Genomic DNA, 9,472 nt, shown 5'->3' on the forward strand with positions numbered 1-9,472 from the left:
CAGTAATCGCCGTCAATCAGCGGAACTATCATCCTCGAGGCTCGGGGCCCTCCTCCAGTTCCAGCATCAACCCGCTAAGGCGTTTTACCTTGCGTTGCACTGCCTCTTCAAAAACCCCGGCACGCGGTTCGATCAAGGTGAACCAGTGCTTGGCCCGGGTGATGCCGGTATAGATCAGCTCCTTGGTCAGCACGGGGTTCAAGGCGTCCGGAAGGATCAGCGCGGTGTGGGTGAACTCCGAACCCTGAGATTTGTGCACGGTCATCGCGTAGACGGTTTCGACATCATTTAACCGACTCGGCAGCACAAAGCGCACGCCGCCTTGGCCATCGTTACGTGGGAAAGCCACGCGCAGCACCGGTTTACCGGCGTCAGACCCTTCGCGCTCGGGCAGCTTGAGGGCGATGCCGATATCGCCGTTCATCAGGCCCAGACCGTAGTCATTGCGGGTCATCAGCACTGGCCGCCCTTCATACCATTGCTGGTCGTTGTCGATCAGGCGTGCCTTGAGCAATGCAGCAGTGATGCGCTGGTTCAAACCTTCAACACCCCACGGCCCCTTGCGCACCGCACACAGCAGCTGAAAGGTGTCGAATGCCTGCAAGACCTCACGGGCCCAGTTGATCCAATCCGGATGTTCGAGCGGCCTGCCGAGCGGTGGACGCTGATCACGCAGCACGCTCAGGTAATGCCGATAGCCTTGCGGACCATCACCATGACCCTCAAGCAGCAGTCGCTCGAGTTGGTGATCGTGCTCGCCCTTGAGCGGCAACGAATACACATCGTCATAGTGCCCCGTCGCCAACAACTGACGCGCCTCATCCGGCAACTGCTGATTGACCCGGCGCGCGAGCTGGCCGATACCGCTGCCCTCGCCGAAGCGCCGCGAGTGGCGCAACATCACCACTTGTTGCGCGAGCGGATGTGAGCCGTCGAGGTCCTCATGCAAGCCACTGTCCTGCAACGATTCACCACTGACCGACTCCAGCCATTGCCGAGTCTGCGGGCTATACCAACCGCTTTCGGCATCACGGCACAAATCCCCCAACACGGCGCCGGCCTCCACGGAGGCCAGTTGATCCTTGTCACCCAGCAGCACCAGACGTGCATGGGCCGGCAAGGCGTCGAGCAGGTTGGCCATCATTTCCAGGTCGATCATCGACGCTTCGTCGACCACCAGCACATCCAGCGGTAAACGGTTGCCGGCATGGTGACGAAAGTGCCGTGTGCCGGGACGACTGCCCAGCAAGCGATGCACAGTGGTCACGTCGCATGGGATTTTCGCACGCACTTCTTCGGCGACCTTCAGCGATTGCACTTGCTGGCTGATGGACTCGGTCAATCGCGCAGCCGCTTTGCCTGTCGGCGCAGCCAAGCGAATTCGCAGCGGATGACCAGCCTCCACCGCCGGTGCTTGCAGCAACGCGAGCAAGCGCACCACTGTGGTGGTTTTGCCGGTCCCCGGGCCGCCGGTGACGATACTGAATGCACCGCGAGTAGCGAGGGCACAGGCGAGTTTCTGCCAGTCAATCACCTCACCGGTTTTGGCCGATCCGAACAATTCATTTAGCCGCTGCGACAGGTCATCCGGCGTCGCCTCGTTTTGAGCGAGACGCTGGCGCAGCGCCGTGTCGATGCGTCGTTCGTAAGCCCAGTAGCGCCGCAGGTACAAGCGTTTACCGGACAGCACCAACGGCCGGTTTTGCGCCGTTTCACTCTCATCAGCCGCCAGCGCGACCAAGCCACTGCCCGCCAACGCCTTGCACCAATGCACGCCATCGAGCGCTTCAAGCAACTGTGAGGGCAGCAATAACACGCCCCCTTGCACGTCGCCTTCGGGTGGCAGCGACAAGGCAAAATCAGGGGCGTTAAGGGTTTCGAACAAATCCAGACAAACATGACCGTGGCCGAGTTGATGGCTGGTCAGTGCGGCAGCGAGCAGCACCAACGGATCGGTCTCGGGCTCAAGCTCGTGAAGGAATGCGACGAATGCCTTGTCCAGCGCACGCAGCCAGCCACGCTCGACCCAACGGGTGAGCAACAGCAGCAAGTCATCGGCGCTTGTCAGGGGCGAAAGTCTCGACAGGCTGTCGGCTGCGAGCGGTGTCGGCAACAGATCGGCAAACGTGCGGCTCATAGCAAAACTCCCTGTTCCCATGCGGGTTCAGCCTTGGGTTCGGGTTTGCCCTGAAACATCCGGTCGAGACGCTCGATCAACTCACGAGGCGGGCGGGCAAAGTACACACCACGGCTGTCTGAGCGAGTGCCGCGCAAGAACAGGTACAGCGCCCCGCCAACATGCCGGTCGTAATCGTAGTCGGGCAAACGTGCCTTGAGCTGACGATGCAACGCCAACAGGTACAACACGTATTGCAGGTCGTAGCGGTTGTCGAGAATCGACTGTTCCATGGCGTGTTCGGTGTAGGCTAGATCGTCCACGCCCAGCCAGTTGGACTTGTAGTCGGCCACGTAATAGCGGCCATCGTGTTCAAAGGTCAGGTCGATGAAGCCTTTGAACATGCCGTTGAGTTGCACCGGCTCTGCGCCAACCCGGGCCACACCGTTATGAGTGAATTGGCGTACCAGTTCGTCGAGTTTCAGCACGTCGACTTTATGGCTGGCGAACCAGAACTCCATCTCGACACGATACTGTGTCAGCTGTTCGAGAATCACCGGCGGCTGCCCGCCAGCGATTGGCAGTGGCGACTTGAGCAGGTGTTGCAACCAGTCACTGAGGGTGGTGATCCAGCCTTCCCAGCCACGCAGGTTGCAGCGCCGGCCAATCGCATCCTCCAGCGCCTCGCGGGAAACGGCGAAACCGTCATCACCCGCCCACTCCAGCAGACCGTGAAGAAACGTCCCAGGATTAGGGCCACGGGGGAAGCGATGGATATCGGCGCCGCCGGTTATGATTTCTCGCGGTGCATCCGGGTCGAGGCGTTCGTCATCGAAAAGCTTTTGTGCTTGCGGACTGTCCGGCGCGTCATCACTGCCGACACTCAGCACATCACTGATGCGCAGCGCGCTATAGGACGCGATCCACCAGTTTTCACTGGCCTTGCGCTTGGGCAGCAAGGTGGCACTGAGGACGGCTTCATTGCGCGGAGGCTGGTAATGCTCGTCGGTGGGTTGCGGCATTTCGCCGATGTCGATCGCCGGGCAGTCTTGTTGCAGGTCTTGCAGCCAACGGTTGAGTCCACTGGATTCCCCCAGAGAGGCACCGCCACCCAGCAGATAGCCCAACGCAGAAAGGTGCAGCACCGAGCTGTTGTTATTGCCCCGTTTGAGATCCGTCACGCCCAACCAGCAGGCATGTTGCGCACGAGTCAGGGCGACGTAGAGCAAACGCAGATCTTCGGCGAGACGCTCTTCGTCCGCTTGCGCAATCAACTCGACGGTCGGCTTGAGACTCACCTGAGCCTTGCCCGTAGCGTCGTGGTAATGCAGCGGCAATCGACTGCCGTCCACGGGTTTCGCCGAGCAGATGAACGGCAGGAACACCAGTGGATACTCAAGGCCTTTGGACTTGTGGATGGTCACGACTTTGACCAGTTGCTCATCACTTTCCAGGCGTAGGATCTGCTCTTCACCGGCCTGCCCCGACAACGCCAGTAGCTCGGCCAGATGGCGGATCAGCGCTTGCTCACCGTCCAGCTCTGCGGCGGCCTGTTGCATCAGTTCGGACAGGTGAAGAAGGTTGGTCAGCACCCGCTCGCCATCGCTGCGTGTCATCAAGGTCTGTGGCAAATGGAAGTCGTGCAGCAAGCGGCGCAACATCGGCAGCACGCCTTGCTTGCGCCAGAGTTCGCGATAGCCACGAAACTGCATGACGCGGGCTTCCCAAACCAGTTCGTCCTGATTCAGGCGCTCCAGTTCAACCAATGGCAAGTTCAGGGTGATACAGGCCAGCGCAGCCTTCAACGAACGCTCGACATCCGGCTCGGCGCAGGCTTTTAGCCAGGATAGTAAGTCGCGGGCCTCTTGGGCCGCGAACACCGAATCCTTGTCCGACAGATAAACGCTGCGCACACCACGTGCGGCAAGTTCGCCGCGTACCGCTTGAGCTTCTTTACCGTCGCGGACGAGGATCGCGATGTCCGAAGGTCGCAGCCCCCTGAAATCTTCACCATCCTGAACAAACCCCGCACTACCGGTTTGCCCGCCATTGAGCAGTGCCGTAATTTCGCTGGCGCAGGCAGCCGCCAACTGTTGCCGATAAACCGCCCCGGACAGCGGCTGATCTGTGGACATGTGCCAGACATTCAATGCGCTGATGTCTTGTCCGGCGATCTGCAGTTTCTCTTTACGGCCCTGCGATTCGACGGGTTGAAACGGTACCGGATTCTCGCCGCTTTTCTCCCGGAACAAAAAGGCGCCGCGTCCCAGCTCTCGGAACTCGGCGCGTTCGAATACATGGTTGACCGCTTTGACCATGCCATGGCTGGAGCGGAAGTTGGTACCCAGCGTATGCAGTCGGCCGGTGGTGGCCTGACGAGCACGCAAATAGGTGTAGATGTCCGCACCGCGAAAAGCGTAAATCGCCTGCTTGGGATCGCCGATCAGAAACAAACCGGTATCGGGGTTGTTGTCTTCGATGCGATAGATGCTTTCGAAAATCCGGTACTGCACCGGGTCAGTGTCCTGGAATTCGTCGATCAGCGCGACCGGGAATTGCTCGCGGATCAATGTTGCCAGACGTTCGCCGCCGTCGGATTGCAGCGCGGCATCCAGGCGCAGCAGCATGTCGTCAAAACCCATTTCGGCACGACGACGCTTCTCTTCCTCAAAGCGCGCGCCGACCCATTTGGCGGCGTGTAGCAGGACAACGGCATCAGGGGTTGGCAGAGCGTCAAGACTCGATTTGAGCCCGGACATCGCATCGAGCCCCGGATGACTTGGGGCCAGCCCCTTCCACGCTTCGGCCATGCCGTCGGGGGTCAGGCGGGTGAAGCCGGTGCCGATGTCGAGCTGTTCCAAAGACTCGTCTTCAGCCCACGCCTTGATCTTCTCGAACCAGGGTTCAAAGTAACGCGCCTGCATCTTGCGACCATCGACAGTCTTGCTGGCAACGCCTTGATGACAGATAGCGAGCAACTCATCCGCCCATTGACGCCAAGGCATCTTCAACTCGATCAATGCCGCGCGGCGCTCCTGCAAGCACTCCTCGATAAGCTCAGCGGGGGCCTTGCCTTCATCGCTGTCGCGCTCACTGGCGAACAGTCCGCGCACTCGGGGCAACAACGCTGCTGGTCCACCCCAGTTGTTACGAACCCAATTCAGCGCATCACCCTGCATCGGGTAACAGAACAGCCGCCAGTAATCGCGCAGCACTTCACCCAGCAAATCGCTGTGATCGGTTTCCAGGGATTGAGTAAACAGGCTGCCGCTGTCGAACGCATGCTCGCGCAGCATGCGCTGACACCAACTGTGGATAGTCGAGACGGCGGCTTCATCCATCCATTGCGCGGCAATATCGAGGCGATTGGCACAGCCGGGCCATTGCTGAGGATCGAATTGATCACGCAGGTCGGCGATCAGTCCGTCAGGGGCCGGGGTCTCATCACGAAAAAACCTCGCCGCCTCGGCCAGTCGCGTACGAATTCGCTCGCGCAACTCCTTGGTCGCGGCGTCGGTGAACGTCACCACGAGGATTTGCGGTGGCAATAATTCGCGGGAAAACCCGCTCATTTCGCCGCCGTGACCGAGGATGAGCCGCAGATAGAGTGCAGAAATGGTGAAGGTTTTGCCGGTACCGGCACTGGCTTCGATCAACTGGCTGCCACGCAGAGGGAAGGCCAGTGCAAGCGGTGTCTTCGTACTCATGAGCGTGGCCCTTCGCTGGACAATGACCGCCAAGGGGCTTCAAACAGAGGTCGATACAAGGTGTCGCACCAACCGGAGAACGTCTCGTGCGCGAGTAATGCATCGAAGTCGGCAAATTGTCGGGACAATGCCGGACTTTCACGCCGTTCGCCTTCGCTGGTCTGCCCGTCACCTTCATAGGCTTTACGTGCAGCAGCGTCGGCCTTGACTGGATCGGTCTGAGACAGCCAGGCGAATGCGGTCTTTACCGCAACCGGCAATGGCTGCCGCATGCCAGCCTGCCAGGCGAGGAGTAGATGGCCAAGGAAGCGAAGCGCGCGATTTTGCTCCATTGGTTCCAACAGCAAGGTGTCGTCACTGGCGACCAATGCCGTGGTCAGTGAAAGTCCGCTGGCGCAGGCGACAAGATGATTGACCCACGGTTTGGTCAGCCGATGCCACTTACGGCTTTTGATCGTGCCGATGCTGTTGGGAATGGTCGTGACTGATAACAGGCCACCATCAACGCGCTGGTGCAGGCCCGCGAGCCAGCCCTCAAGTCGTAAACCCTGCAAATCGAGATTGATCGGGATCGCACTGGTGACCGGTGTCGGCCATAACGTCAGTAGCTGTTGATAACGTTGCAACAGATCGGGGAGCGGTTCGATCAGTTCCCTCTGCAGGCATTCGCCAAAACCGGCCATGGGCAACAATCCGCTGTTTTGCAGACGTCGGGCCTGAGCCTCGAGTGCCTGATCGATATTGTCCGGTTGCCTGAGAGCGGCTTCGAGCAGGCTGCCGCTGAGCGTATAGCGCTGCAATGCGTCCAGCACAAAAGGTTCTTCATCGGCCAGCGGAGCTTCGGCGGCTTCGAAATACACCTTTAGTCGCTGGGTGAAAAAATGCCGTGCCGGGTTACGCAGGAAATCCTGTAGCAGGGCCAAGCTCAGAGGTTCTTCCTGAACGAAAGGCGTGAGTAATTCCGCGTGGATCTGGGGCGCATGTTGTTGATGCAACACCTGCCATTCACTGGCATAGCTGAACAGTTGATCGCCTTCGTGAAAATAGCGCGCACTGAACGGCTGCAGCGGGTGCTCTTCGGTCATGGCGCCTAACAGCTCCTGGCTGTCGTCGATCAATCGCCAGCCGCTGGCAAGGTGATCACGCAACTGGCCGATCAGCACCGACGCCGGTCGCTCACTGTTGTCGCGAATGCTGCGGCCAACCCAACTGATATAGAGCTGATCACGTGCGGACAGGAGCGCCTCGAGCAACAGATAGCGGTCATCTTCACGGCGCGAACGGTCTCCTGGACGGTAGTCGCTGCCCATCAGATCGAAGTCCAGCGGTGGTTGCGCGCGGGGGTAATCGCCGTCGTTCATACCCAACAAACAGACCAGCTTAAAGGGAATGGCGCGCATCGGCATCAAGGTACAAAAGTTCACCGCACCGGCCAGGAAGCGCTGAGACAAGCGCCCCTGATCCAGGCCGGCGAGCCAGGCTTCACGGACCACCGTCAGTGGCAGCTCATCTACCAGACCTACCGTCTCACAGGTCTCCAGCCAGGTTTCACGAAGCTCTTCCAGTTGGGTCAGCAAGTAGTCGTCATGCTCATTACTGGCTTTGAAGAACAGCTCCATCAGCGCTTGCAGTCGCTGCCCCCACTCTTTGGGTTGAGCCGGTTGTGTGAGCTGCTGATGGGCGAGTTCCAGAGCATCGAGCAACGCTACCAACGGCCCGATCAATGCGGCATCCAGGCCGCCGATTTCATCATAGGGCTCGATCCCGGCGCAGGCATTGGCGCTACCGACGGCGTAGCCCAAGAGCATTCGGCGCAGGCCGAAATGCCAGCTGTTCTGCTCAAGTTCGTCCGGCAGTCCGAGCCCGGCACGTTGCTCTGCGTTCATCCCCCAACGGACACCCGCGCCTTCGATCCAGCGGTGTAGTGTCGGCAGGTCACGCTCCTCTACGCCGAACCGTGCACGCAAAGCGGGAACGTCGAGCAGGTCGAGGATTTCGCTGACGGGGAAACGACTGTCCGGCAGCTTGAGCAGGTGCTCGACCGCGATTAGCAGTGGGTCGCGGCCACGTTGGCCCTGATCCGCCAATGTGAAAGGAATGAAGCGCGGGTCATGGCGGTCGAGTTGACCAAACACCGCTCGAATATGCGGCGCATAGCTGTCGACATCAGGGACCATGACGATCACATCGCGAGGGCGCAGATTCGGATTGGCACTGAAGCGTGCCAGTAGCTGGTCATGCAAGATTTCCACTTCGCGCTGAGCGCTGTGGGCAATGTGAAAACGGATCGAATCGTCTTTGTTCAGATCAACAGCAGGCCAGTGCTCGCGGGTCTCACTGAGTGGACGCAGTTCGAGGATATCGTCCTGAAGTTGATTGAGTAAATTGTGTGGCTGAGCGTCGCTGAAGAGATCGATGCGGCCGTCGCGAAATACGGCGCGATAGCTGTTGGGATCGTCGTAACTGTCGAGCAAGTTGATGTAGTCGCGACCTTGCTTACCCCATGCTGCCAATAATGGATGGGCATGTTGGTGCAGTGTTTCAGGATCCAGTACGGCGGGCATTCCGCTCTTACGGGACTGCCGCTTATATTGGTGACGCAGCAAATCCTTGTCAGCGACGATATCGGCCCAGTGGTGACGGCAGGGGTTATGCACACACAGCAGAACCTGACTGAAACGCGCAAGCCCAGCCAGCGCTTCAAGGACTTGGGCCGGCAACGAAGAAATCCCGAAAACGATCACTCGCGAAGGCAGTCCTGCTGGAGCCTCCGCAAGGTTGTTGATGCGCTCGATGAATCGCTGGTGAACGCCGGCACGGCTCTGCGCCATGCCTTGTTCACCTACGTCATTCAGTAGTGCCCGCCACAATTCGGCTTGCCAGCAACTGGTGTCGGGTAGTGATTTTACCTCGCCTCTGACATTTCGCAGTTGATGCCGCCCTTCAGCCCAATCCTCAAGCCAGTCAGCCCGATACACCTGATATTGATCGAAAAGATCCGCGAGACGCTCAGACAATTGATAGCGTTTGCGCAAGTCAGTGTCGTGAGTGAGGAAGCGTTGCAACGGCTCGAAATGCTCGCGATCGATGACCTGGGGTAGCAAACGCATGAGGCGCCAGGTGAGTGGCGCTTTATCGAGCAGGGATTTGGCCGGAATTTCTTCTCGTCCCAAAACCATGCGATAGAGCTGCCACATGAAGCTACCCGGCAGTTGCACATCAATCGCCGCGGCGATTCCGCAGCCACCGAGGTCGTCTTCTGCTGGATCTTCAGCCAAGGCCAGCTTTAGCCATTGGGCGATGCCGTTACTCTGCACCAACGCAATTTCGTTCTCCAAGGGAGCCAGCGGATAGCGCCGCATGATGCTGACCACCAAGCTGCGCAGTTCGTCCAGGCTATTGCTCTGAACCACCATGAATGCAGCGTTGAGGGACTGGGCGTCCGGCATAAAGACTTCCTTGGAAAAGTACGAAAACCAGGTCAGAACCTTAGCATTGTCGGCAGGCTATGACAGCCGGACGGCGTCCTTGAATGCTGTAAGAACTTTCCTGCGGGCAAAACAAAACCCCAACTGCTTTCGCAATTGGGGTTTCGGAATTTAATCTTGACGATGACCTACTCTCACATGGGGAAACCCCACACTACCAT

At 59.1% G+C, this 9,472-nt stretch carries 3 protein-coding genes; all 3 read right to left on the minus strand.

The window, feature by feature from the left end; all coding sequences use genetic code 11:
- Positions 1-28: 28 nt before the first annotated feature.
- The 3 genes from recD to recC are packed head-to-tail and all read right to left on the minus strand — an operon-like array spanning position 29 to position 9,272.
- Positions 29-2,137: an exodeoxyribonuclease V subunit alpha gene (recD, locus tag ACIQVE_RS16795; protein WP_402810291.1), complete on the minus strand. Its 2,109-nt coding sequence runs from the start codon at positions 2,135-2,137 to the stop codon at positions 29-31.
- The gene (recB, locus tag ACIQVE_RS16800; RefSeq protein ID WP_402810293.1) at positions 2,134-5,823 is read right to left on the minus strand and encodes an exodeoxyribonuclease V subunit beta; all 3,690 of its coding nucleotides are present in this window, start codon (positions 5,821-5,823) and stop codon (positions 2,134-2,136) included. The genes recD and recB overlap by 4 nt, the downstream gene beginning before the upstream one ends.
- The gene (gene recC, locus ACIQVE_RS16805) at positions 5,820-9,272 is read right to left on the minus strand and encodes an exodeoxyribonuclease V subunit gamma (RefSeq protein ID WP_402810295.1); all 3,453 of its coding nucleotides are present in this window, start codon (positions 9,270-9,272) and stop codon (positions 5,820-5,822) included. The genes recB and recC overlap by 4 nt, the downstream gene beginning before the upstream one ends.
- Positions 9,273-9,472: the final 200 nt, after the last annotated feature.

It is taken from the genome of Pseudomonas sp. NPDC098747 (assembly GCF_044760045.1).
Classification (GTDB): domain Bacteria; phylum Pseudomonadota; class Gammaproteobacteria; order Pseudomonadales; family Pseudomonadaceae; genus Aquipseudomonas.

Excerpts from the sequence above, each read along its gene's own strand:
- recB (WP_402810293.1), bottom strand. The coding sequence starts at position 5,823 with ATGAGTACGAAGACACCGCTTGCACTGGCCTTCCCTCTGCGTGGCAGC.
- recD (WP_402810291.1), bottom strand. The coding sequence starts at position 2,137 with ATGAGCCGCACGTTTGCCGATCTGTTGCCGACACCGCTCGCAGCCGAC.
- recC (WP_402810295.1), bottom strand. The coding sequence starts at position 9,272 with ATGCCGGACGCCCAGTCCCTCAACGCTGCATTCATGGTGGTTCAGAGC.